This is a genomic window from Micromonospora sp. 050-3 (genome assembly GCF_046549335.1).
Classification (GTDB): domain Bacteria; phylum Actinomycetota; class Actinomycetes; order Mycobacteriales; family Micromonosporaceae; genus Micromonospora; species Micromonospora trifolii.
On the sequence record NZ_JAJPVX010000001.1, the window covers coordinates 1,957,482 to 1,981,685 of the forward strand.

The 24,204-nt window shown below is 73.0% G+C and carries 18 protein-coding genes; 11 read left to right on the forward strand and 7 right to left on the reverse strand.

From position 1 onward, the window contains the following. Positions 1–27 precede the first annotated feature (27 nt). On the forward strand, positions 28–579 hold the full coding sequence (locus ACLJOK_RS08825; RefSeq protein WP_410817487.1) for a DinB family protein: 552 nt from the start codon (positions 28–30) through the stop codon (positions 577–579). Between the two features lie 19 nt (positions 580–598). On the opposite strand, the gene ACLJOK_RS08830 is transcribed toward ACLJOK_RS08825, so the two are convergent. Beyond that, complete coding sequence (locus tag ACLJOK_RS08830) at positions 599–2,128, reverse strand: FAD-binding oxidoreductase (protein ID WP_410817488.1); 1,530 nt, start codon at positions 2,126–2,128, stop codon at positions 599–601. Positions 2,129–2,208: 80 nt separating this feature from the next. On the opposite strand from ACLJOK_RS08830, the gene ACLJOK_RS08835 reads away from it, so the two are divergent. From ACLJOK_RS08835 to ACLJOK_RS08850, 4 genes are all read left to right on the forward strand, one after another. Next, positions 2,209–3,021 (forward strand): TetR/AcrR family transcriptional regulator, encoded by an 813-nt coding sequence (locus ACLJOK_RS08835; protein WP_410817489.1) that lies wholly within the window; start codon positions 2,209–2,211, stop codon positions 3,019–3,021. Positions 3,022–3,031: 10 nt separating this feature from the next. Continuing rightward, on the forward strand, positions 3,032–3,490 hold the full coding sequence (locus tag ACLJOK_RS08840) for a GNAT family N-acetyltransferase (protein ID WP_410817491.1): 459 nt from the start codon (positions 3,032–3,034) through the stop codon (positions 3,488–3,490). A gap of 102 nt (positions 3,491–3,592) precedes the next feature. Beyond that, entirely contained in the window at positions 3,593–6,283 is a 2,691-nt protein-coding gene (locus ACLJOK_RS08845; protein ID WP_410817493.1) for an Hsp70 family protein, read from the forward strand. Positions 6,284–6,320: 37 nt separating this feature from the next. Continuing rightward, positions 6,321–6,893, forward strand: a complete 573-nt coding sequence (locus ACLJOK_RS08850; RefSeq protein WP_124818559.1) for a nucleosidase — start codon at positions 6,321–6,323, stop codon at positions 6,891–6,893. A gap of 10 nt (positions 6,894–6,903) precedes the next feature. On the opposite strand, the gene ACLJOK_RS08855 is transcribed toward ACLJOK_RS08850, so the two are convergent. Together ACLJOK_RS08855 and ACLJOK_RS08860 are read right to left on the reverse strand one after the other, a co-directional pair. Next, positions 6,904–8,088, reverse strand: a complete 1,185-nt coding sequence (locus tag ACLJOK_RS08855) for a low temperature requirement protein A (RefSeq protein WP_410817495.1) — start codon at positions 8,086–8,088, stop codon at positions 6,904–6,906. A gap of 95 nt (positions 8,089–8,183) precedes the next feature. Next, a complete protein-coding gene (locus ACLJOK_RS08860; RefSeq protein ID WP_410817496.1) occupies positions 8,184–9,365 on the reverse strand; it encodes a low temperature requirement protein A in 1,182 nt (393 codons plus the stop codon). A gap of 172 nt (positions 9,366–9,537) precedes the next feature. Between ACLJOK_RS08860 and ACLJOK_RS08865 the strand changes: the two genes are divergently transcribed. The 4 genes from ACLJOK_RS08865 (at position 9,538) to ACLJOK_RS08880 (ending at position 16,293) form a co-directional block, all read left to right on the forward strand. Continuing rightward, positions 9,538–10,401 (forward strand): S1 family peptidase, encoded by an 864-nt coding sequence (locus tag ACLJOK_RS08865; protein WP_410817497.1) that lies wholly within the window; start codon positions 9,538–9,540, stop codon positions 10,399–10,401. 94 nt (positions 10,402–10,495) lie between these two features. After that, a complete protein-coding gene (locus tag ACLJOK_RS08870) occupies positions 10,496–11,521 on the forward strand; it encodes a sugar kinase (RefSeq protein WP_410817499.1) in 1,026 nt (341 codons plus the stop codon). A 67-nt stretch (positions 11,522–11,588) separates the two neighbouring features. Further along, positions 11,589–12,197 carry a bifunctional 4-hydroxy-2-oxoglutarate aldolase/2-dehydro-3-deoxy-phosphogluconate aldolase gene (locus tag ACLJOK_RS08875; protein ID WP_410817501.1) on the forward strand — a complete coding sequence of 203 codons (609 nt, stop codon included), beginning with the start codon at positions 11,589–11,591 and terminating at the stop codon, positions 12,195–12,197. A gap of 379 nt (positions 12,198–12,576) precedes the next feature. Continuing rightward, on the forward strand, positions 12,577–16,293 hold the full coding sequence (locus tag ACLJOK_RS08880) for a S8 family serine peptidase (protein ID WP_410817502.1): 3,717 nt from the start codon (positions 12,577–12,579) through the stop codon (positions 16,291–16,293). Between the two features lie 57 nt (positions 16,294–16,350). Here the strand turns inward: ACLJOK_RS08880 and ACLJOK_RS08885 are convergent, their stop codons facing one another. Genes ACLJOK_RS08885 through ACLJOK_RS08900 form a run of 4 tightly spaced genes read right to left on the reverse strand, consistent with a single transcriptional unit; the run spans position 16,351 to position 21,456 of the window. Beyond that, on the reverse strand, positions 16,351–18,468 hold the full coding sequence (locus tag ACLJOK_RS08885; RefSeq protein ID WP_410817503.1) for a penicillin acylase family protein: 2,118 nt from the start codon (positions 18,466–18,468) through the stop codon (positions 16,351–16,353). Further along, positions 18,465–19,289 (reverse strand): ABC transporter ATP-binding protein, encoded by an 825-nt coding sequence (locus tag ACLJOK_RS08890; protein ID WP_410817504.1) that lies wholly within the window; start codon positions 19,287–19,289, stop codon positions 18,465–18,467. The genes ACLJOK_RS08885 and ACLJOK_RS08890 overlap by 4 nt, the downstream gene beginning before the upstream one ends. A 29-nt stretch (positions 19,290–19,318) precedes the next feature. After that, on the reverse strand, positions 19,319–20,347 hold the full coding sequence (locus tag ACLJOK_RS08895; protein ID WP_410817506.1) for a FecCD family ABC transporter permease: 1,029 nt from the start codon (positions 20,345–20,347) through the stop codon (positions 19,319–19,321). Continuing rightward, a complete protein-coding gene (locus tag ACLJOK_RS08900) occupies positions 20,344–21,456 on the reverse strand; it encodes a FecCD family ABC transporter permease (protein ID WP_410817507.1) in 1,113 nt (370 codons plus the stop codon). Before ACLJOK_RS08900 ends, ACLJOK_RS08895 begins: the two co-directional genes overlap by 4 nt. A gap of 73 nt (positions 21,457–21,529) precedes the next feature. Between ACLJOK_RS08900 and ACLJOK_RS08905 the strand changes: the two genes are divergently transcribed. Beyond that, the gene (locus ACLJOK_RS08905; protein WP_410817508.1) at positions 21,530–22,561 is read left to right on the forward strand and encodes an ABC transporter substrate-binding protein; all 1,032 of its coding nucleotides are present in this window, start codon (positions 21,530–21,532) and stop codon (positions 22,559–22,561) included. Between the two features lie 80 nt (positions 22,562–22,641). Then, positions 22,642–24,180: a pyridoxal phosphate-dependent decarboxylase family protein gene (locus tag ACLJOK_RS08910; RefSeq protein WP_410817510.1), complete on the forward strand. Its 1,539-nt coding sequence runs from the start codon at positions 22,642–22,644 to the stop codon at positions 24,178–24,180. Positions 24,181–24,204: the final 24 nt, after the last annotated feature.

Consider the following 24,204-nt stretch of genomic DNA (forward strand, 5'->3'; position numbering starts at 1 on the left):
GTGTTGGTGGCCCGACATCATCTGCGGATGTCCGTAGCGCCCCTGGCCCTCCTGCGCTGGCAGTTCGACCTGACGTGGTCGCTGTTCGAGTACCACCTTGAGCGACTCGAACCCGCGGACTTCCTCTGGGAGCCGGCCGACCACTGCTGGTCGGTGCGGCAGAGCACCGACGGCACCTGGACCCCGGACTGGGCCGACACCGAACCCGACCCGGTCCCGGTGCCGACGATCGGCTGGCTCACCTGGCACGTCGGCTGGTGGTGGACAGTGGCGATGGACCATCTCCGGGGTGGATCAGCGCGGCAGCGCACGGCAGTGGTCTGGCCGGGCGCGGGCGAGCCGAGTGTCGCCTGGCTACGGGGCCTGCGCACCGAGTGGCTGGGTCTGCTCGACCAGCTCGACGACAGTGACCTCGACCGGATCGCGACGTTTCCCTGGCCGGACGGGACCGACCACACCGTCACGCACACGATCGGTTGGGTCAACTCCGAGCTGATGAAGAACGTCGCGGAGATCGGTCAGCTCCGGCTGCTCCGCGCCGCACGGGCCGATCGGGACGGCCCAGCCGCCCGACCGTAGGCGACGGTGCCGGGTGCGGTCAGTGGCCGGGTGGTCGTACCGACAGGTCGTGGTGGAAGACATCACGGGGGTCCCAACGGGCCTTGACCTGTTGCAACCGCCGGTAGCTGGACCCGAAGTAGACCTCCGGCCACTGTCGGGTAGCGGTGGTGAGGTCGACGTCCGGATAGTTGATGTAGGCGCCGTCCGGTGGCACACCGCCGGTGTCGGCGTACATGTCCCGGTAGAACTCGCGGATCCAGGCCAGGTGCCGGGGGTCCGCGGCCGGGTCGGCCCAGCCGGCGAGGTAGAACAGCAGCATGGACGCGTCCCGCTGGACGGCGGCGGTGGCGGTCGATGCCACGGCGTTGATCGCCCCGCCGTAGGTGTTGAGGCTCAACGAGCCGGCCGGCAGGTCACTGTCGCGGGTGAGGTGGCGGTAGGCCACGTGCAACTGCCGCTCGGCCAGGGGCGCGCGGTGGAAGGCGGACTTGACCTTCAACCGCCAGCCCTTGCCGTCGTCGCTGTGGCCGCCGAGGGTAGCGGTCAGCCAGGGCAGCGTCTGCGCCGACACGGTCGGCGCGACACCGACGCCGTCGCCGAGCGCCCGGACGACTTCGTCGAGCAGGTGTCGGCTGCCGTGCGGGACCTGACCGGCGAGGGTGTGACCGCCGGCCTGCGGGCGGGACAGGACCAACTCGCCGTACAGGTGCCGGCCCCGGGAGTCGGGCGCGCTGTTGCGGGCGCACCAGCGGCCGAAGTTGCCGGCGAGTCGGTGGAAGCCCGCCTCGTCCATGCCGGTCCACGGCCAGGTGACGGTGAAGTCCAGCACCCGCGCGGGTGGGGTGGGAAGCGAGCGGAACCAGTAGCGGGTGACGACGCCGAAGGTGCCCCCGCCGCCACCGGTGTGCGCCCACCACAGGTCGCGGTGCGGGTCCGTCGGCTCCCGGGTGGCGACCACAGAGCGGGCGGTGCCGCCGCGGTCGACAACGACCACCTCCACCGCGTACAGGTGGTCCACCACGAGTCCGTGCAGGCGGGAGAGGCGACCGTAACCGCCACCGGTGATGTGACCGCCGACGCCGACTCCCGGGCACGAGCCGCCGGGAAGGGTCACCCCCCAGCCCAGAAAGAGCCTGCGGTACGCCTCGCCGAGCGTGGCGCCCGCCTCGACAGCGAAACCGAACAGTCGGGGGTCGTGGTAGACCTCGGTCAGTCCGGACAGGTCGATCACCATGCGGACCGCGGGGTCGTCCACGAACCCCTCGAAGCAGTGCCCGCCGCCGCGTACCGCCACCCGTCGGCCGGTGCGGACGGCATCCTGCACGGCCGCGACGACCTGCTCGGTCGAGCCGACCACGCGCACCTCGTCCGGCGTGCCCACGAACCGTCGGTTGCCGCGGCGGACCAGGTCCGCGTACCGGGGGTCGTCCGGCCGCACCCGGACCGGGCCGAGTGGGGGCACGCCGCCCGCCGGTGGTGCGGCGGCGGAGACCGGGGAGGGATAGAGGACGGCGGCGGAGGCGACTGCGCCGACGCGGAGCAGATCTCTGCGGCTGGGCGGATTCATGCCTCCGATCCTGTCGCCGCCCACTGGACGACGTGCAGTACTTTCGTCACACGGAGTGCCGTGACGAAACTGGAGGCGGCATGCTCGGTGTCCGGTGTGTCGAGTGCGAGGCGGACCTGCCCGTCGGTGCCGGCCGGGGGCGCCCGCGCCGCTACTGCTCCCGGCGCTGCCAGGCCCGCGCGTACCGCAGGCGTCGTGAGCACGGCCCCACCAGCGCCCCGCGTCGAGTGCGGGACCTGCCCGCGCCGACCGGCGGCGACCCGCGCCACCGGTTGGTCGCCCTCGCTGTCGAACTGGCGGACGCCGGCGGCCTGGACGCCGTCTCCATGCGGGTCCTCGCCCAACGCGCCGGCCTGCCCGCCCACGCCGTATACCGGCACGTCCGGAACCGGGCCGACCTTCTCGCCGCGATGGCCGAGCAGATCACCGCCACCCGCCGGCCCGGCGCCGCGCCACTACCGCCTGATCCGCGCCAACGGCTCGAACTGCTGGCCGGGGACGAGTGGGCGATGTACCGCCGCCATCCCTGGCTGCTGGCCGTCCTCGCCACCGACCGGCCGCCGACCGGGCCGGCGGTACTCGCCATGGTCGACCGGGTGGTGGCGGCGTTCAGCGGCGCCGGATACGACCCGGCCGAGGCGTTCCGCGCCTACCTGGCGCTCAGCGGCTACATCCAGGGCATGGCCCTGCTCATCCGGCGTGATCCCGTCGACACCACCGACCACGCCTGGTGGTCGGCGACCCTCACCCGGCTGGAGCGGACCGGTCGTACCCGGGACAGGCCCTGGCTGGCCGCAGCCGGGCAGACCAGACCCGACACCGACCTGGACACCTGGTTCCAGTTCGGCCTGCGCGGGCTGCTCGACGGCCTGTTGCACAGACCCGCTGGGTAGGGTGGCCGGCGTGCCGCGACTGGTTGAAGTAACCAAAGACAATGTGGAGGCCGCCTGCCGGGTGAGCGTGCGGCCCGACCAGGAGAAGTTCTCGTCCCCGGTCGCCTGGTCCCTCGCCGAGGCGTACGCGCAGCCCGAGATCGCGTGGCCGCGTCTGATCGTCGAGGATGACGAGATCGTCGGCTTCCTGATGGGCTTCTTCGACATCGTGTGGGATCCGGCCCAACCGGCCGACCTGCGTTCGGGGCTGTGGCGGCTGAACATCGCCGCCGAGCACCAGGGCCGGGGGTACGGCCGCTTCGCGGTACAGGCCGTCCGCGACGAGGCCCGCCGACGTGGCCACGACCGCGTCTACACGACGTGGGAGCCGGGGCCGGACGGCCCGGAGCAGTTCTACCTGAAACTCGGGTTCCAGCTGACCGGCGAGACCAGCGAGGACGAGGTGGTGGGCGTCCACTCCACCCACTGACCGGATGCCACCGACCACCCCGGACCGAGTGATCAGCGGTGCGGCGGGGCCTGCGTACGATGCGGGGTCGAGTTCCCCTCGTCGCGGCGGAGGTATCGGGCAATGGCAGGCCAGCACGAGGGTTTCGCTCTCGGCATCGACCTCGGTACGTCCAACACCGTCGCGGTGCTGCGCTGGCCCGACGGGCGTACCCGTCCGTTGCTGATGGACGGTCAACCGCTCAGTCCGTCCGCCGTCTACGCCGACCCGGACGGCACCCTGCACACCGGCTGGGACGCCCGCCGGTTGGCGCAGGCCGACCCGGCCCGGTTCGAGGCGAACCCGAAGCGTCGGGTGGACGAGCCGACAGTGCAGCTCGGCGACCGCGCGTACCCGCCGGCCGACCTGCTCGCCGCGGTGCTGGCGGCGGTTGCCCGGGCCGCTGTGGGCGCTGTGGGTTTCCTGCCGCCGGCCGTGGTGACCTGCCCGGCCGCCTGGGACGCGACGCGGCGGCAGGTCCTCGCTGACGCGCTGCTGCGGGCGGGCTGGCCGCAGGCGGCCGAGCACACCCTCGCCGGGCCGACACCGCCGGGAACCCGGCTGCTGCGGGAGCCGGTGGCCGCCGCCCGCTACTACACCCAGGTGCTGCACCGTCCGGTGCCGGTCGGCGGGGCGATCGCGGTGTTCGACTTCGGTGGCGGGACGCTCGACGTCGCGGTGCTGCGCAACGAGGGCGCGGACCCCTGGGGTGACTCCGGCTTCAGCGTGGTCGCCGACGGTGGCCTGCCCGACCTGGGCGGTCTGGACCTCGACGCCGCGCTGGTGCGGCGGGTCGGCGAGCTGGTCGGTGAGCGGCACGCCGCGAAGTGGGCCCGGCTCACCCGACCGGCGGATCCGGAGCAGCGCCGCGACCAGGTCCGGCTCACAGACGAGGTACGTGGTGCGAAGGAGACCCTGTCCCGCTCCGTAGTCGCCCCGGTAGCGGTGCCGGGAGTGGCCGAGACGATCCAGCTGACCCGGGCGGACGTCGAGCGGGTGGCCACGCCGCTGCTGCGTCGGGCGGTGCAGCGGGCCCGGGAGGTCATCGCCGCCGCCGGGCTGCGCCCCGATCAGCTCGACGGGCTGTTCCTCGTGGGCGGGTCGTCACGGATCCCGCTGGTGGCCCGCATGCTCCACGCCGAGCTAGGGATCGCGCCGACGGTGCTGGATCAGCCCGAGTTGCCGGTGGCCGAGGGCGCCCTGACCGACCTGCCGCTGCGCAAGCCGCTGCCCGCCCCGGCGTACGCGGGACCGCCGCTCGCACCACCCGCGCCGGCTCCGGTGAGCCCACCCGCCCCGGCCGGAGCCCCCGCGCCGGTCGTACCGTCGCAGCCCTGGCCGGGATCCACCTCGCCGGCGGGCCCGCCCCCCGGGCCGGGCCTGGCGGGCGCCACCCCGACCCCGCCAAGCGGCGCGACCCGCTGGCGGCGGGCGCGCTGGGTGGTGCTCGGCGCGGTGCTGGCCCTGGCCGGGGTGGCCACCGCGGCGACGCTCTACCTGACCCGCGACCGCTACCCGGATCTGGAGTTCACCTCGCTGAGCGAGCTGTCCCGGCTGTCGGCCGGCGCCGAACGGCCGGTCGACATGTGGACAGCGGTGCTCGACGACCGGGCCTACCTGGCGTTTCCGTTGCCGGACGACCGGCTGGAGGTGGTGGCCGTCGACGCGGGCAACGGCCGCGAGTTGTGGCGGAAGCAGACCGACGTGCGGGCCGACGACTGGGAGGCGATCATCGCCGTCCCCGGGGCGGTCGCGGTCCTCGCCGACGCACCGGGCGACAGCACCCCCCGACCGCTGGCCGTCCTCGACGGTCGTACCGGCGAGCAGCGCTGGCAGCGCGTTCTGCGTGGTGACGACGACGTCTACTTCGCCGACGACACGGCGGTGCTGGTGGACCGGGCCGCTGACGAACTTGTCGGCCTGCGTCTGACCAACGGCTCGGCGAAGTGGACCCAGCCCAACCCCCGCGGCCAGTACGCCGGTGGCCGTACCGTGGTCCGACCGGTCGGCACCGACGCGGCGGCGGGCGGGCCGGCCTTCCGCGACGGCACGCCCCGCAACCCGTGGACGAGCAAGGGACGGCGACTCGTCCAGGTGGGTGCGGACCGGTCGGTGCGGCTGCTCGACATGGCATCCGGCGCGGTGCTGCGCCAGTGGGGCAGCGTCGCCGACTTCGACGACCTGGTGGTCGCCCACGAGGACCGCCTGTACGTGGCCGCCAACGAGGGTGGTTACCAGTTGCTCGCGTACGACCTGGGTTCCGACGCCGAGCCGGTGGTGCTGCACCGCTCCGGCAACGACGAGTACCGCCCGAAGGAACTGGTGGCCTGCGGTGAGCGGCGGGCCTGCCTGTTGCAGGTGCCGAACAACGACGCCGCGCGCACCGAGGTGGTGGCGGCCACCGAGGGTGAGGGCATGATCAGTTGGTCGGCGCCGGGCGTGACCGGTCTGGTTCCGTTGGGTGAGCAGGTGCTCGCCCAGCGGGAGTTGCCGGAGCCGACAGTCACCGTCTTCGACGCCGCCGGCAAGCTGGTGCTGCGGGACCGGGGCGGGGTGGCGGTCCGCCTGGACGCGGGCAACCTGCTGGTCTTCGCCAAGGCGCCCAGCGGGGTCGCGGACAACCGGGTGCTGGCCGGGGTGTGGGCCGAGTCCGGGGAGGTCGACGAGTTGGGTGAGCTGAAGGACGTGCGCAGCTCGTCCTGCTCGTGGAACACCCGCGTGATCGCCTGTGGCGCGGAGGAGGACTTCGTGCTGTACCGCTTCACCGACGACTGACGTCAGCGGCCCACCGGTCGGCTCGTACGATGCTCCGGTGAATCTTCGAGGTACGGTCCGCGCCGATCGTCCGTTGGTGGTTCTTGCCGTGGGGGAGGAGGCCCGCTACCTGCCGCCCGAGCTGCCGGTCCTGCTCACCGGCATGGGCAAGGTGAACGCCGCCAGCGCGGTGGCCGCGGTGCTGGCCGCCGGGCCGCGCCCCGCCCTGCTGCTCAACCTGGGTACGGCGGGGGCGTTGCGCCCCGGCTGGGCCGGCATCCACGAGGTCGCGACGGTGCTCCAGCACGACCTGGACACCGACCTGCTGCGCACGCTCACCGGGGAGACCTACGGGGCGCCACTGTCGCTGGCCGCCGAGGGCGCGGTGCTCGCCACCGGTGACACCTTCGTGGCCGACGACGCGGAGCGGGACCGGTTGGCGCAGCGCGCCGATCTGGTCGACATGGAGGGGTACGCGGTGGCCTGGGCCGCCGCGCAGGCCGGCGTGCCGTGCCGGCTTGTCAAGCAGGTCAGCGACGAGGCGGGGGAGGGCGCGGCCCGGACCTGGCAGGAGTCGGTGGACGCGTGCGCCCGGGACCTGGCCGAGTGGGCGGCTCGACACGTCGCCTGAACAGGCTGGGTCAGTCGTCGGGTTGCCGCATCCGCAGGCCCGGTGTGGTCTCCCGGGCCGCTCCCGGAACCAGGATGTGCGCCGCCAGCGTGAGCGCCACGACCGCGGTGACCAGCAGCGGCGGCCAGCGGCCGGCCCACGGCAGGATCAGCAGCGGCAGGGGAAGGCAGAGCATTCGCCGCCACGGCACGAGCATGGACACCAGCAGGGTGAACAGGACACGGCCGATCACGAACAGCGCGGGGCCGCCCAGGATCAGTAACAGCCACCCCACCGGCGTGGTGCCGGTCGGCCGGGTGACGACCAGGTCGAACGAGGCCGCCGTGGCGACCACCCCGGCCAGCATCACCAGATGGGTGTACGGAGCCACCCGCGCTGGCCGGCCCGACTTCGGCCCGGCCCCAGCCTCCAGCAACTCGCCGGCCCGGAAGACGTAGACCTGCCAGAGCAGCAGCATGATGGCGAACGCGCAGAGCAGTGCGGCGACCCGGAGCCCGGCCAGCGGGCCCCGGCTGACCTGCAACGTGGGAACCAGGATGATGTCGCCGAGGGCCAGGATGATGAACTGCTGGTACCGCTCGCCCAGATGCGCGGTGGTCCGCTCGTACTGCTCAGAGGGCACCCGGCCCAGCCAGGGCGTGGGGTAGCGGGCCGCCGCGGAGAGCAGGTCGATCGTGATGGCGACGGTCCAGAGGGTCCAGTTCACGGTGCCGGACGCCCCGCCGGTGATCCAGAAGACGCCGGACACCACGAACCAGAAGAAGAACCGGGTGGCCCGGACCATGGCCGCCCAGTGTCGCTTCCGGTACAACGTCGTGACCAGGATGATGCCGCGGATCACGTGCGTGCCGACGTAGGAGATCGCGAAGACCATCGCATGCCCGTCGGAGACCATCGGCAACGACGCCGCCATCCCCACCGAACCGACCATGGCGACCATCAGGATGGCCTGGATGGGGCGCTGCTGAGGGTCGTAGAACTCGGTGGTGGTCGAGGTGACCGACCAGGTCCACCAGATCGCTGTCAGCATCAGCAGGACCATCGTGGCGCCGGACCAGTTGTGGCTTCCCGCGAGCAGGGTAGAGGTCAGCGCGAGCGAGGCCACGAAGACCACGTCGAAGAGCAACTCCAGCAGCGTGGCCCGGGTCGAACCGTCCGGCCGGCGTACCAGCGCCGCGGTGCCTCCGGTGGTCATGCCCGGCCTCCCGCCGTGTCTCCGAGGATTATCGGCGGTGCCGGCGCGGCCCGTCCCCGGATCGGCGATTCCCACCGGCCGGGGAGGGGCAGGGGTCAGTCGGCGGGTTGCCGCAGCCGCAGGCCCGGCGTGGTCTCCCGGGCTGCTCCGGGAAACAGGATGTGACCGGCCAACCCGAGCGCCACGATCGTGGCTACCAGCACCGGCGGCCAACCGCCGGCCCACGGCAGCACCAGCAGCGGTAGGAGCTGCCAGGCAACTCGCCGCCAGGGCACGACCCACGACACCGCCATGGTGAACAGGACGCGGCCGACCACGAACAGGGTCGGGCCGGTGATGATCAGCACGAGCCACGGCACCGGCGTCGTTCCGGTCGGCCTGGTGACGACCAGGTCGAAGGTGGCGGCGGTGGCGGCCACGCCGGCCAGCATGACCAGATGGGTGAACGGAGCCAGCCGCGTTGCCCGGCTCCCCTTGGACCCGGCCGCCACCAACAACTCGCCGGCGCGGAAGACGTAGATCTGCCAGAGCAGCAGCATGGTGGCAAAGGCGCAGAGCAGGGAGGTGAGCCGGAGGTGGTCGAGGTGGCCCCGGCTGACCTGCAACGTCGGCAGCAGGATGATGTCGCCGAGGGCCAGGATGATGAACTGTTGGTACCGCTCGCCCAGGTGCTCGGTGGTCCGCCCGTACTGGGCGAGCGGCACCCGGCCCAGGCGGGGTGTGGGGTAGCGGGCCGCCCCGGCGACCAGGTCGATCGCTATGGCGATCGTCCAGAGCCCCCAGTTCGGAGTCTCCGACAGCGCGCCGAGGACCCAGAAGACGCCGGACACCGTGAACCAGAAGAGAAACCGGGTGGCCCGCTCCCTGGCCGTCCGGTGCCCCTGCCGGTGCAAGGCGGTGACCAGGATGATGCAGCGAATCACGTGCGTGCCGACGTACGAGATCACGAAGAGCATCAGGTGCCCGATGCTGACCATCGGCAGCGATGCCGCCATGCCCACCGATCCGACCATGGCGATCATCAGGATGGCCTGGATGGGGCGTTGCTGCGGGTCGTAGAACTCGGTAGTGGTCGTGGTGACCGACCACGTCCACCAGACGGCGGTCAGCATCAGCAGGAGCTTGGCGCCGCCGGACCAGGAGAGCTCTTCGGACAACAGTTTCGATGTCAGTGCGAGCGCGGCCACGAAGACCACGTCGAAGAGCAGCTCCAGCAGCGTGGCCCGGGTCGACTGGTCCCGCCGGCGTACCAGCGCCGCATTCCCTTTGGTGGTCATGCCTGGCCTCCCGCCGCGTCTTCCGGGGAATTATCGGCGGCCCCGACACGGGCCGTCCCCGGATCGGCGATTCCCGCCGGTCGGGGAAGAGGGCGGCTTGAGGTTGCCACGGCGTCGGACGTCGGGCGATGCTTTACTGCATCCATCAATCTCGATCTCTTCGGAGGTTCGGATGCGCCGCTCCCCGCTGGCCGCCCTCGTCCTGACCATCCTGCTGCTCGTCGCGCCCGGCGCGGCGCAGGCCGCCGTCCCCGACCGGGCCGCCGCGCCCGCCGCCGACCCGGCGGCCCTGCTGACCGGGGTACGCACCCCGGGCGCCGCCTGGGGTCTCGACCCCGCCACCGGCCGGATGACACTCACCGTCGACGACACCGTGGACACCAGCGAACTGGCCGCGCTGCGGGCGGTGACCGACCGGGCCGGCGTGCTGCTGCGCCGCGAACCCGGAACGCTGCGCCCCCTGATCGCCGGCGGGCAGGGCATCTACGGCGGCGGTGGCGCGCGCTGCTCGCTCGGCGCGAACGCGCGCAGCGGCAGCACCTACTACGTGATCACCGCCGGGCACTGCACCACCACCGCCGCCACCTGGTACGCCGACAGCGCCCAGACCACAGTGCTCGGCACCCGCACCGCCACCAGTTACCCCACCAACGACTACGGGCTGATCCGCTACACCGGCCGGATCGCCCACCCGAGCGCTGTCTACACCTACCCCGGCCTGCTGACCATCAACGGCCCCGGCAACGCGTACATCGGTCAGGCGGTGTGCCGCAGCGGCAGCACCACAGGCGTGCGCTGCGGCACCGTCACCGGTCTCAACCAGACCGTCAACTACTCCACCGGCGTGATCTACGGCCTGATCCGTACCAACATCTGCGCCGAGCCGGGGGACAGCGGCGGGCCGCTCTACGTGGCCTCCACCGGCAGGATCCTCGGCATCCTCTCCGGCGGCACCGGCAACTGCACCGCCGGCGGCACCACCTACTACCAGCCGATCGCGGAGGTGCTGGCCGCGTACGGGCTGACGTTGCCCTGAGCGTCGAGGTGTGACGCGCGACAGGTTGCCCGTCCCGCGCGGTCCACCTAGGCTCGGCGACGCCCAGCACCCCCGCCGCGAGGACGTGTGCCCGATGCCGACCGCCCCACGACCTGACCAGGCGAGTGTCCCGGCCGGCCTCCCGTTGATCGAGGTGGCCGCGGTGGGGGAGACGATGGTGGTGCTCTGCCCCGCGCCGGGTGAGCCGCTGGAGCGCGCCGAGCGGGTCGCCGTCTCGGTCGGTGGGGCCGAGTCCAACGTGGCTGGTTACCTGGCCCGCCTGGGACATGTGACGACCTGGGTGAGCCGGGTCGGCGACGACCCCTTCGGTCGGGCCGTCGTCCGGCATGTCGCCGCGGCCGGCGTCCGCGTCGACCAGGTGTGCGTGGACCCGACCGCCCCCACCGGCCTGTACGTCAAGGACCCCGGCCCGGAGGGGACCGCGGTGCACTACTACCGGGCCGGTTCGGCGGCCGCCCGGATGGACCCCGCCACGGTGGCCGACCCGGCGCTGGCCGGTGCCCGGGTGCTGCACCTGTCCGGGATCACCCCGGCGCTCTCCGCGTCCTGCCGGGCGCTGGTCGAGCACGCGGTGACCGACCGGCCGCTGGCGGAGGCGCTGGTCAGTTTCGACGTCAACCACCGGGCCCGGCTGTGGCCCGCCGAGCAGGCCGCGCCGGTGCTGCGCGACCTCGCCAACCGCTGCGACCTCGTCTTCGTCGGACAGGACGAGGCGGAGACCCTCTGGGGCACCACCGACCCGACGGCCGTACGCGAGCTGTTGCCCGACCCGGAGACGGTGGTGGTCAAGGACGGGGCGGTGGGCGCCACCGCGCTGGTCCGCGACGCCGAACCGGTCTTCGTGCCCGCGCCCCGGGTGACGGTGGTCGAGCCGGTGGGCGCCGGAGACGCCTTCGCCGCCGGCTACCTGGCCGGGCTGCTACGCGGCCTCGACCCGGTACGGCGGTTGCGCCTCGGTCACCTCGTCGCGGCGCAGGCGTTGACCAGCAGCGGCGACAACGCCCCGGTCCCGCCGTGGGCCTGGTTCGAGAAACTCATCGACGCCCCCGCCGACGCCTGGTCGCCGCTCGACCTGACCGACCCGGGATCGACGACCTGAGTCGGGTCGGCGGGTTGCGACCCGACCAGCAGCAACAGTCCCACCGCGACCTCGGATGGAGTGCACCATGACCACACCGGACTTCGACCACATCTTCGGCGGCGCCCGGGTGATGGCGATCCTGCGCGGCCTGCCGGTCGCCGAGACCGTTCGGCTCGCCGAGCGTGCCTGGGACCTCGGTATCGACGTGGTGGAGGTTCCGGTGGCCACCGCCGACGCGGTGCCGGCGCTGCGGGCCGCCGTCGAGGCGGGAGCCGAGCGCGACCGGATCGTCGGTGCCGGCACCGTGCTCGACGTCGACCAGGTCACCGCGGCGGCCGACGCGGGCGCCCGGTTCACCGTCGCGCCCGGCCTGGACCTCGCGGTCGCCGCCGCCGCCGCCGCGCGTGGCCTGCCGCACCTGCCCGGCGTGGCCACCCCCACCGAGGCCCAGCAGGCACTGCGGCACGGCCTCACCTGGCTCAAGGCGTTCCCCGCGATCTCCCTCGGGCCGGCCTGGTTCAAGGCCGTCGCCGGCCCGCTGCCGCAGTTGCGCTTCGTCGCCACCGGTGGCCTGGACGCGGGCAACGCGGAGGCGTTTCTCCAGGCCGGAGTGAAGGTCGTGGCCGTCGGCTCCGCCCTCTCCGACCCCACCCAGCTAGACCGCCTAGCCACCCTAACCCGCCCCACCGCCTGACCCCCGCCCCCGCCCCCGCCCCCGCCCCCGCCCCCGCCCCCTCGCCCGTCCCCCATACCGTCGATCATGGAGTTGTGGTGGGGTGCGAAAGGTGTATTTCGCCTGTTGCCGGGCACCACGACTCCATGATCGACGGGGACAGGGCGGGACCGGTGACCCTCCCAGCGTCGATCTTGCACTTGCTGTCCCGACGAAAGTCGCGAATCGGGGTACATCGGCGACCTTAAGTGCAAGATCGACGCGGAGGGCGGGGACGGGTGGCGGGGGTGGGTGGCGGGGTTGCGCCATGGCGTAAGTGCGTCGGGGTGCGGTGCGCGGTTGGGGTGGGCTCTGCGTCGATGCTGTGGTGCGTACCACTTCTCGACACAAAGAGGTCATCGTGGCTCTGTCTCACCGGTGCCGCCGAACCGGGCTGATCGCCCTCGGCGCCGCCCTCACCCTGGCGGCCGGGTTCACCCCACCCGGCGCGGGAGCGGCCGCCGCCCCGCCGAAGAACCCCGACCGCCCGGCGGGTCAACCCCCGGCCGCCGCCGGACGCGCGTCCACCGTCACCCTGATCACCGGTGACACGGTCACCGTCACCACCGCGGCGGACGGCAGCACTGTGTCGACGGTGCGCCGGCCGGACGGCAGCACCCCGAGTTTCCACCGCACAGTGCGCGACGGCGACACCTACGTCTATCCGGACGCCGCGTTGTCCTATGTGACCGATGGTGTGCTGGACCGGCAACTGTTCAACGTCACCGACCTCATCGCCGACGGCTACGACGACGCGCACACCGACGCGCTTCCACTGATCGTCACGATGACCGACGCGGCGGCCCGCAGCCGCACCCGCCCCGCCGTGGACGGCGCCGAGCTGATCCGACAGTTGGACAGCGTGCAGGGCGCGGCGTTGACCCGCCAGCGTGCCACCGCCGAGCGGTTCTGGACCGCGCTGACCGCCGGTTCGACCCGGCGTACGGGTGGCGCCGCCCCGACCCTGGCCAACGGCATCGCCAAGGTCTGGTTGGACGGCCGGGTGCACGCCGACCTGGCCGAGTCCACCGCGCAGATCGGCGCGCCGAAGCTGTGGGCCGAGGGCAACACCGCCGCCGGTGTCGACGTCGCGGTGCTCGACTCGGGGGCGGACGCCGAACACCCCGACCTCGTCGGCCAGATCGCCGAGTCCAGCAGCTTCGTGCCCGAAGAGCCCGACATCCTCGACTACAAGGGCCACGGCACGCACGTCGCCTCGACGATCGCCGGCACCGGCGCCGCGTCCGGTGGCGCCGAGCGGGGCGTCGCCCCCGGCGCCCGGCTGCACATCGGCAAGGTGCTCAACAGCGAGGGCAGCGGGCAGAACTCGTGGATCATCGCCGGCATGGAGTGGGCGGCCCGGGAGCAGAAGGCCCGGGTGGTGAGCATGAGCCTGGGCGGTGAGGCCACCGACGGCAGCGACCCGATGAGCCAGGCGGTCGAGCGACTCAGCGCCGAGACCGGCGCCCTCTTCGTGATCGCCGCCGGCAACAGCGGCCCGGCCACCATCGGCAGCCCGGGTGCCGCCGACTCCGCGCTCACGGTGGGTGCTGTCGACAACACCGACCACCTCGCCGACTTCTCCAGCCAGGGCCCGCGCGCCGGCGACGGCGGGCTCAAGCCCGAGATCACCGCCCCCGGCGTGGACATCCTGGCGGCCCGCTCGCACCTGGTGCGGGGCGGCTCCGGCGACTACACGCTGATGAGCGGCACGTCGATGGCCACCCCGCACGTGGCCGGTACCGCCGCGCTGGTCGCCGCCGCGCACCCGGACTGGACCGGTCAGCGGATCAAGGAAGCGCTGGTCAGCACGGTCAAGGCCACCCCCGAGTACACCCCGTACGAGGCGGGTGCCGGTCGGGTCGACGCGGTCGCCGCCGCGCACGCCACAGTCTTCGCCACCCCGAGCGCCTACTCCGGCTTCCAGGCGTGGCCGCAGCAGCCGGGCATGTCCGTCGACCGTACTGTCACCTACACCAACGTCGGCAGCGCGCCGGTCGACCTGAAGCTGGCCCTCGACGCGGCCACCGCGCCGGCCGGCCTGTTCGCGCTCTCCGCCGACCGGGTCACAGTGCCCGCAGGCGGCACCGCCACCGTGACGGTGACCGCCGCATACGACAAGCTGCCGGTGGAGAAACAGGTCAGCGGCATGATCGTCGCCACCGACGACGCCGGTGCGGTGCGCGGCCGGACCCTGATCGGCGCCGGCAAGGAGGGTCAGCGGCAGAACCTGACGCTGGTCGCCAAGGACCGGGACGGCAAACCGCTCGTCGGCAAGGTCATCCTCACCACCGACACACTGTTCACCGCCGTGGACCTGCCCGAGAGCGGCACCGCCACGCTGCGGCTGCCGGTGGCGAGCTGGAACGGTTGGATCTCCGCGGACGTGCGCGGCGCGCACGGGCCGCACTCCAAGGGCATGGCGATGCTCAGCTTCACCGACGTGAACCTCGACCGGGACCGCACCGTCACACTGGACGCGCGCGCCGCCCGACAGGTGCAGGCCCGGGTGCCGCAGGAGGCCACCGCCAGCGCCCTGCGGATGGACATCCACCGGTCCACGAAGAACGGGCTCACCGAGAGTCAGGTGCTGCCCGACGACTCGTACGACAGCATGTGGGCGTTGCCGACGAGCCGTCCGGTGACCGACGGCGAGTTCGAGTTCGGCGCCCGGTGGCGGCTGGAGCAGCCGGCCCTGACCGTCTCGGCGGGCGGGCGCTCGTACGACGATCTGTTGGTGAAGCGGGCGACCCCGGCGCTGCCGGCCGGTCGTCGCCAGCTGGACGCGGTCTACGTCGCGGACGCGTCGGCGGCGGGGTTGGCCAAGCGCCCGGTCCGGGACCGGGCCGTGGTGGTGCGCCGCAGTGACAGCGTGGACATCGCCACCCAGGCGCAGGCCGCCGCGGCGGCCGGAGCGAAGCTGCTGCTCGTGGTCAACGACGGCGTCGGTCGACTCCAGCCCTGGGACGAGGCGGCGTGGAGCCCGGAGAGCCCGGCCCCGGTGACAGTGGCCACGCTCGGCGCCGACGAGGGCGGGCAGCTCATCGCCGCGCTGGAGCGCGGCGCGGTGCGGCTCACCGTCGAGTCGCACCCGGAGACCACCTACCTGTACGACGTGGCGCACCACTGGACCGGCACGGTGCCGGCCGACCCCACCTACCGGCCCACGAAGCGACAGCTGGCCCGGGTCGACGTGGAGTTCCGCAACTACCGGCAGGGCAAGGCGCTGGAGTTTCGCACCGACGTCTGGCGTGGTTGGGCGTCGAGCAACCAGGAACCGGCCCCCGCACAGGGTCGACGCACCGACTGGGTGAGCGCCGACCAGCGGTGGATCGACGACGCGTTCATCGCCGGCGAGACCGGTCAGCACCTGATGGCGGTGACCACGTACCCGGCCGGTAAGCCGAGCGCAGTCACCTGGTTCGGGCCGATCCAGCGACCCCGGATGGGCGGCAACTACGTGCCGGTCCGGTACCTGGACACCGTCTACCTGCCCGCGCCCGGGTGGGGCGACGGGGGCGGTCACATCGGTGAGGCGTACGCGAACTACGACATGGTCAACCGGACCACCCTCTACCAGGGTGACAAGGAGCTGAACTGGGGTAACGCCGAGTACCTCCAGGTCTCCGGGCTGGCACAGCAGCGACTGCCGTACCGGCTGGTGGTGGAGAACGACCGGGCCGCGTGGACCAACCCGTACTCCCGGCAGACCCGCACCGAGTGGGGCTTCCACTCGGCGGTCACCGGGGAGGAGTCGGCCGAGGTGCTGCCGATGATCCAGCTGGACTACCAGGTGGCCATCGACTCCGCCGGCAAGGCGTCGCGGCGGGCACCGCTGACAGTCGTCGCCTCTCATTTGCCCGACGTCACCGGCACGATCGGCGCGGTGACCGTCGAGGTGTCCTACGACGACGGGGCGACCTGGCAGAAGCAGCGGCTGACCCGGCACGGCGACGGCTGGCGTACCTCGTTGGCCGCACCGGCGAAGGCCGGCTTCGTGAGCCTGCGCACCACGGCGCGGGACACCGCCGGCAACACCGTGAGTCAGAGCATCAGCCGGGCGTTCGGCCTGCGCTGACTGTGCGGCCGGCCGCCGTCCGGGGTGCCTCGCGCACCCCGGCGGCGGCCGGTGCCGTCAGTCCCGTTCCTCGGCGAGCTGGTCCCAGTCCGTGATGACCGGTAGCAGCTCGCCGGCCAGCCAGGCGGGGCTCTGGTCGTCGTGGTGCGGGTCGCCGGGCACCCCGCAGGCGCCCAGCGGGACCACCCAGCGGCTGTCCGCGCGGCGGGCCAGGTCCCAGACGAAGCGCGCCGCCGGCCCCCGGAAGCACCAGTGGGTGACCCCGGGCACGCTCGAGGTGGCCAACACGCAGTCGTGGTCACCGCCGAGCCGGGGGCCGGGCCCGACGTCCGGGCCGGGCAGGGCCCGCCACGGCGCCAGCCGGTGCAGGTCCCCCCAGGGCACCTGCCCGGCCGCCGCTTCGGCGACCTCCTCGGCCGCCTCGCCTACCAGCGCGGTGATGTCCACACCGGGCAGCGGGGTCGCGCCGAGCAGGTGCTCCAGCGCGTGACCGACGCGCGGCGTCAGCGCCAGCCAGGGCGCGAACACCTCGGGGTACGCCGGCAGTTCGGCCAGCGCGGCCAGCGCCGGGTGGGCGGCGATCCGGCGTACGACAGCCGCCCGCAGGATGGCATAGGCCGCCGCGTCGGTGCTGTCGGCGGCCATCCGGCGGTCCCAGCGCAGCAGTCGTTCCCGCAGCGCGGCGGCGGAAGGACCGAGCCCCGTCGACTCGGCGAGGACCGCCAGCAGCGACCCGGCGGCACCCAGGTACGTGTCGGTGTGCACCGTGGCCATCTCGTCGGCCGTCCACGCGGAACGGGCGTCGAGCAACTCGGCGATGCGATGCGCCCGGTGCGGTGGGGCGAACTCCACCCCGAGCGGCGCGGCCAGCCCGCGTTCGTTGGCCATCACCGACCGACCGACCACCTCGGCGCGGGGCATCGGCGCGTGCCAGCCCCGCCAGGCGTACGCGGCGTCCCATCCGGGGACCACCCGTCGGCCGTTCTCCGGGTGCCGCACCGGCACCGCCCCGGCGACCCGGTACAACAGCCCTCCGGCGGTGTCCGCCGCCTGCACCACGTTGACCGGCTCCACCCAGTGCCGCAGCGCGTGGTCCACATCGGCCACGGTGCGGGCACGCAGCAGCTCCGGCAGTGTCGCGAAACCGAGGTCACCCCGGACCCGGGGCGGGTAGCGCAGGCTGACGGCGATGTCGTCGTCCGGCCCACCGGCGATCACCGGGCCACGGTCGGTCTCCACGACCTCGACCTCGACCGGTTCGGCGCCGGCCACCTCGATCGTCTCGACGTGGCGGTGCACCGGTCGCCAGCCGTCCGGGCCGAGCGCCTGCACCAGAGGGCCGTCGCGGCGCAGCCGCTCCGCGTACACGTCCTGGTAGTCGGCCATCGCGTTGGTGATCGCCCAGGCCACTGGACCGGCGTGCCCGAAGTGCGCGATGCCCGGCACACCCGGCACCGCCAACCCGACCACGTCGTACTCCGGGCAGGCCAGCCGGATCTGCTGGTAGACGCCGGGATCCTCGATGAACCGGTGCGGATCGCCGGCGAGCAGCGCGGCCCCGGTGCCGGTGCGCTCGGCGGCGAGCAGCCACCCGTTGCTGCCGGCCACAGCCGGCCCGTCGGTGGCGAACAGGTCGACAGCGTCCGGCCCGAGCCGCTGCGCCACGTGCTCGCGCCAGAGCTTGCCGGGGAACCCGGCGAACAGGATGTGGTGGCCCAGCCAGACCGCGAGCGGCGTCCACGGCTCCCACCGACCCGGGCGCAGCCCGGTGGCGGCGAACTCCGGTGACCGGGCCGCCCCGGCGGCGAGACCGGCGTTGACGCCGTCCACGTATGCGCCCACCCACTCGGCGGTCGCCGGGTCCAGTGCGGCGTGGCAGCGGCGTGCCGTGTCGTCGAGCCGGACCTGCCGGACGAACCGGTCCCAGCCGAGCGCGTCGGGGCCGAGGAACGCCGCGCTGGTGCCTTGGGCGCGGTGCCGTTCCACCTCGATCTGCCAGGCCCGGTCGTACGCGGTCACCCGGCCCTGCGCCGTCGCCAGCGCGATCGGGTCGTCGGCCCGCAGGTGCGGCACCCCCCACGGGTCGCGGAAACGCTCCGCGTTCGCGCCACCGCTTCGCGGCGGCGCGAACGCTTTGTTGTTGTGCTTGCTGGTTCGCTCGCTCCGCTCGCTCACGCCGGCTCCGGGGCCAGGGTGGTGGCGCGGCGTCGGGCCGCGGGGACGACCAGCGGGGTGCCCGTCTCCGGGTCGTCGATCACCCGGCAGGGCAGCCCGAACACCGCCGCCACCAGTTCGGCGGTGACCACCGACGCAGGCTCCCCGGCGGCCACCACGCGTCCGTCGCGCATGGCGATCAGGTGGGTGGCGTAGCGGGCCGCGTGGTTCAGGTCGTGCAGCACCGCGACAAGGGTGCGGCCCTGCTCCTCGTGCAGCCGGGCGCAGAGGTCCAGGATCTCGATCTGGTGGGCGATGTCGAGGTACGTGGTCGGCTCGTCGAGCAGCAGCAGGGGCGTCTGCTGGGCCAACGCCATGGCGATCCAGACCCGCTGCCGCTGCCCGCCGGACAGCTCGTCCACAGCCCGGTCGGCGAGGTCGTCGACCCCGGTCGCGGCCATCGACTCCTCGACCACCCGCTCGTCCTCGCGGGACCACTGCCGCAGCAGCCCCTGGTGGGGGTAGCGACCCCGGGCGACAAGCTCGGCGACGCTGATGCCGTCCGGTGCGATCGACGACTGCGGCAGCAGGCCGAGCGTACGGGCCACAGTGCGGGCCGGCAGGTCGTGAATGTCCCGCCCGTCCAGCAGCACCGCACCGGCGCTGGGGCGCAGCATCCGGGACAGTGCGCGCAGCAGCGTCGACTTGCCGCACGCGTTCGGGCCGATGATCACCGTGAAGGACCTGTCGGGCACCGCCACTGTCAGGTTCTCGGCGATGGTGCGCTGGTCGTAGGCGAGGGTCAGCGCGGTGCCGCCGAGCCGGGAATCGCCGGGTCGCATGGGTGCTCCTTCGAGGGCGTCACGGGTGTTCACAGCCGGCCCGCCCGACGTTCCATCGCCAGCAGCCAGACCAGGTAACCGCCGCCGATCACGCCGGTCACCACGCCGACCGGGAGTTGGTGCCCGGCGAACGCGCGCTGCGCCAGCAGGTCGGCCCCGACCAGCAGCGCCGCGCCGACGGCCATCGACGGCAGCAGGTTCGGGCCCGGGGCCCGGGTCAGTCGTTTCGCCACGTGCGGGGCGACGAGCGCCACGAAGGACACCGGCCCGGCGGCGGCCGCCGCGAACGAGACCAGCAGCACGGCGGCGGCGAGCAGCACCAGGCGCAGCCGGCGTACCGGCACGCCCAGGGCGCTGGCCGCGTCGTCGCCCAACTCCATCATCCGCAGCGCCGGGGCGCAGACGACGAGCACCAGCGGCGCCAACACGACCAGGACGACGAGCAACGGCCCGGCGTTGGCCCAGCCGCGTCCGTCCAGGCTGCCGGTGAGCCAGAGGACCGCGCGGGCGGCTTCCATCAGGGGCGCCCGGGTCAGCAGGTAGCCGTTGACGCCGGTCAGGATCGCGGCCACCCCGATGCCGACCAGGATGAGCCGGTAGCCGTGCACTCCGCGCCGCCAGGCGAGCGCGTAGATCACCACACCGGTGCCGAGGCCACCGACGACCGCAGCGGCGGCCAACGCCAGGCTGCTGCCACCGAGGACGACCACCACCAGCGCCCCGGTCGACGCGCCCTGGGTGAAGCCCAGGATGTCCGGGCTGCCCAACGGGTTCCGCACCAACGACTGGAAGACCGTGCCGGCGAGAGCCAACGCCGCACCGACCAACAGTGCGGTGACCAGCCGGGGCAGGCGCAGGTCGAACACGATGAACTGCTCCGCCACACTGCCGCCGCCGGTCAGCGTGCGTAGCACGTCCGCCGGCCCCATCGGGTAGTCACCACTGCCCAGGGCCACCAGGCCGAACCCGGCCGCCAGCACCGCCGCGCCGGCCCCGACGCCCAACGCGCGGGGCCGAAACCGCAGCGACAACCCACCAGGAGTACGAATGACAGTCACGGCTGCGCCACCGGTCGGCGGGTGACCAGCCACAGGAAGAGCGGGCCGCCCAGCACGGCGGTCACCATGCCGACCTGGAGTTCTCCGGGGCGGCCCAGCACCCGGCCGAGCACGTCGGCGCCGAGCAGCAACGCCGGCGAGAGCACCGCGCAGTACGGCAGCAGCCAGCGCAGGTCCGGGCCGGTCAGGGCGCGGACCAGGTGCGGCACCAGCAGCCCGACGAAGACGATCGGGCCGCACGCGGCGGTCGCCGCGCCGCAGAGCAGGGTGACAGCGACGATCACGGCGGCGCGGATCAGCGCCGGTCGGGCGCCGAGGGCTCGCGCGGCGTCATCGCCGAGCGCCAGCGCGTTCAGCGGACGGGCGGCACCGAGCGCGACCAGCAGCCCGATGAGGATGAACGGCAGCACCCGGGTCACCGTCGCGGAGTCCGCGCTGGCCAGTGAGCCGACCGTCCAGAAACGCAGCCGCTCCAGCGACGCGGCGTCCAGCAGCATCACCGCGCTCACGTAGGAGTAGAGGGTGGCGTTGAGTGCCGCCCCGGCCAGCGCGAGTCGGGCTGGGGTGGCACCGCGTCCGCCGCCGACGGCGTAGACGAGCGCGGTCACCGCCGCCGCGCCGAGCAGCGCGAACCAGACGTACCCGCCGACGGCGGTGACGCCTAGGAACGCGGCGGCGGTGGCGACGGCCGCGGACGCGCCGGCGTTGATGCCGAGCAGCCCGGGGTCGGCGAGTGGGTTGCGGGTGAGGGCCTGCATGACCGCGCCCGCCACACCGAGGGCGGTGCCGGCGAGCAGCCCGAGCAGGGTGCGGGGTAGACGCATCCGGTGCACCACTGCGTACTCGGTGGCGTCGCGGTGCAGCAACCCGGACCAGACGTCGGCGAGCGGCATGGCCTTCGCGCCGACCGCGATGCTGAGCACCACGATCACCGCGAGCAGTGCCACGGCGGTGACCAGGCCGGCGGCGCGGGCCGCCCGACGGCCACGCCGGCTCGGGGGTGCTGCCGTTTCCCTGGCCGGCACGGGTGGTGCCGCTCGGGTGACGGTGGGTGTGGCGTCCAGTGTGGGCTCCGGGGTGGTGGCGACACGGCGTACCGCTGTTGACAATGACCGAGGTTAGGCTAACCTAACCCCGCTGCCCTGGTCGACCCCGGCCAACCCTTGATCGAAAGACAACACCATGCCCGATGCCCTGTCCGCCCGCCGCCTCTCCCGCCGTGGCCTGCTGGCCGCCGGTGGCGCTGCCACGCTGGCCACCCTGCTCGCCGCCTGTGGCAAGGACGACGCCGCGAAACCCGCCGCCGGCAACGGAAGTGGCCCCTGGTCGTTCACCGACGATCGCGGCACGAGGGTCGAGGCGGCAGCCCGTCCGGCCCGCGTGGTGGCCTTCACCGGTGTGGCGGCGGCCCTGATCGATTTCGGTCTCGACAAGCAGCTCGTGGGTGTGTTCGGTGAGACCAAGCGTGCCGACGGCGCGGCCGACCCGCAGGCCGGCGACCTGAACGTCGAGGGCGTCGAGATTCTCGGCAACGTGTGGGGCGAGTTCAGCCTGGAGAAGTACGCGGCGCTGCGCCCCGAACTGCTGGTCACCCACATGTACGACCCGGACGCGCTCTGGTACGTGCCGGACGAGAGCAAGGCCAAGATCCTTCCGCTGGCGCCCAGTGTGGCGATCACCACCGCCCGGGTGCCGATGACCAAGCCCATCGAGCGGTACGCGGCACTGGCCGAGTCGCTCGGCGCGGACCTGTCCGCGAAGAAGGTCACCGACGGAAAGGCCCGCTTCGACGCCGCCGCCGAGGCGGTCCGGCAGGCGGTCAAGGCCAACCCCGGGATCAAGGTTATGGCCTGCTCCGGCAGCCCCGACCTCTTCTACGTCTCCAACCCGAAGGTCAGCACCGACCTGATGTACTTCGCCGAGTTGGGCGTCGACATCGTGGTCCCCACCAAGCTCGAAGCCGGCGACTACTTCGAGGCGCTGAGCTGGGAGAGCGCCGGCAAGTTCCCCGCCGACCTGATCCTGCTGGACAACCGCAGCACCGCCTTGCAGGCCAAGGACCTCACGGCCAAGCCGACCTGGCAGCAACTGCCGGCGGTCACTGCCAACCAGGTGAGCCCGTGGGACGCGGTTCCCCGCTTCTCGTACGCCGGCTCCGCGCCGCTGCTGGAGAACCTCGCCACCGCCATCCGGAACGCGAAGAAGGTCAGCTGACGAACACCACATCCCGAGGCGCGCCGCCGCGCCTGGGGTGGGTTTCGGCTGCCCTCGTCGAGAACGTGGAAGGACTACCAGTGACCGTGCCGACGTACCCCGTCGAGACCACCACGCCGCCACCGGCGTCAACCGCCGCGCGGGCCCAACTGCTGCATGGCGGCTCGGTCGAGCAGTACCGCCGGACGATCGCCGACGGCGTCGACCGGGTCGCCCGCCGAGTTGCCACAGTGGACCGTCCCGGCACCGGAATCACGCCGGCCGAGCTGGCCCCCCTGGTCGACCGGGTGGACCTGGACCGTCCGCTGGGCGACGCCGGCGCGGCCCTCGACGAGCTGGAGAACGTCTACCTGCGCGACGCCGTCTGGTTCCACCACCCCCGCTACCTGGCGCACCTCAACTGCCCGGTGGCCATCCCGGCGCTGCTCGGTGAGGCGGTGCTCACCGCAGTGAACTCCTCACTGGACACCTGGGACCAGAGCGCCGGGGCCACCCTCATCGAGCGCCGGCTGATCGACTGGACGGCCGAACGGATCGGCCTCGGCCCGCACGCGGATGGCATCTTCACCAGCGGCGGCAGCCAGTCCAACCTCCAGGCGCTGCTGCTGGCCCGGGAGGAGGCGTGTGCCGACGCCATCGACCCGGCGGCGCGCGCCGAGCTGCTGCCCCGGCTGCGGGTCATCACCTCTGCCGCCGGTCACTTCAGCGTGCAGAAGTCGGCCAAGCTGCTCGGTCTCGCCCCGGACGCGGTGATCGCGGTGGCCACCGACACCCGCCGGCGGATCAGCGCGGCGGCCGTCCGCGAGGAGATCGTGCGGTGCCGCCAGGCCGGGCTGGTGGTGATGGCCGTCGTCGGCACCGCCGGCACCACCGACTTCGGCTCGATCGACCCGCTCACCGAACTGGCCGGGATCTGCGCGGCAGCCGGTGTCTGGCTGCACGTGGACGCCGCGTACGGCTGCGGTCTGCTCGTCTCGCCGACCCGCCGGCACCTGCTCGACGGCATCGAGCGGGCCGACTCGGTCACCGTCGACTTCCACAAGTCGTTCTTCCAGCCGGTCAGCTCCAGCGCGCTGCTGGTCCGCGACCGGCGGACGCTGCGGCACGTCACCTACCACGCCGACTACCTCAACCCGGCCCGGATGGTGGAGCAGCGCATCCCCAACCAGGTCGACAAGAGCCTGCAGACCACCCGCCGTTTCGACGCGCTGAAGCTCTGGCTCACCCTGCGGGTGATGGGCCCGGACGCGCTCGGCGGGCTCTTCGACGAGGTCGTCGACCGGGCCGCCGACGCCTGGCAACTGGTCAGCGAGGACCCGCGCTTCGAGGTGGTGACGCGCTCGGAGCTGAGCACAGTGGTGTTCCGCTACCTGCCCACCGGCCCCGGCCGGGAGTTGGCCGACGCCGCCAACCTGCACGCCCGGGAGGCTCTCGCGGCGTCCGGTCTCGCCGTGGTCGCCGGGACCCGGGTGGACGGCCGGCACTTCCTGAAGTTCACACTGCTCAACCCGGAGACCACAGTCGATGACGTCGGGTACGTGCTCGACCTGATCGCCACCCACGCCGGCCAGTACGTGCACGACCACGTCGCCGTCGACCTGACCTGCCCCGTCGGCTGACGCCGATGAACCTGCCCCGTCGGC